This is a genomic window from Bacillus infantis (genome assembly GCF_020171945.1).
Lineage (GTDB): Bacteria > Bacillota > Bacilli > Bacillales > Cytobacillaceae > Bacillus_AB > Bacillus_AB infantis_A.
Map to the genome: position 1 here is coordinate 1 of NZ_JAIVAP010000045.1, position 580 is coordinate 580.

Consider the following 580-nt stretch of genomic DNA (forward strand, 5'->3'; position numbering starts at 1 on the left):
GTTCGAATCCCGTCTTCCGCTCCAGAGATTGCCGGGGTGGCGGAACTGGCAGACGCACAGGACTTAAAATCCTGCGGTAGGTGACTACCGTACCGGTTCGATTCCGGTCCTCGGCACCACAAGAATTATTTTAAATATGCGCCCGTAGCTCAATTGGATAGAGCGTCTGACTACGGATCAGAAGGTTATGGGTTCGACTCCTTTCGGGCGCGCCATATTATATTAAAAATTATCATGTTCGGGGAGTAGCTCAGCTTGGTAGAGCACTTGGTTTGGGACCAAGGGGTCGCAGGTTCGAATCCTGTCTTCCCGACCATTTGAAATTTTATATGGGGCCTTAGCTCAGCTGGGAGAGCGCCTGCTTTGCACGCAGGAGGTCAGCGGTTCGATCCCGCTAGGCTCCACCAAAAAACTATTGACAGGTTATTTACTTCCTGTTAATATATAAAAGCTGCTTCAAAAGCGGCAGAGATTGTTCTTTGAAAACTGAACGAACAAAAACGTCAACGTTAATCTTATTTTTATCAGAGCTAAATCTTACTCTTATATGGAGAGTTTGATCCTGGCTCAGGACGAACGC

The 580-nt window shown here is 47.4% G+C and carries 4 tRNA genes; all 4 read left to right on the top strand.

What is annotated here, in order from left to right:
- Positions 1-30: 30 nt before the first annotated feature.
- The 4 genes from LCM00_RS24530 (at position 31) to LCM00_RS24545 (ending at position 407) form a co-directional block, all read left to right on the top strand.
- Positions 31-119: transfer RNA gene (locus LCM00_RS24530), tRNA-Leu, on the top strand.
- A 19-nt stretch (positions 120-138) separates the two neighbouring features.
- Positions 139-215 (top strand) — tRNA-Arg (locus LCM00_RS24535).
- A gap of 24 nt (positions 216-239) precedes the next feature.
- A tRNA-Pro gene (locus LCM00_RS24540) sits at positions 240-316 on the top strand.
- Between the two features lie 15 nt (positions 317-331).
- A tRNA-Ala gene (locus LCM00_RS24545) sits at positions 332-407 on the top strand.
- Positions 408-580 lie beyond the last annotated feature (173 nt).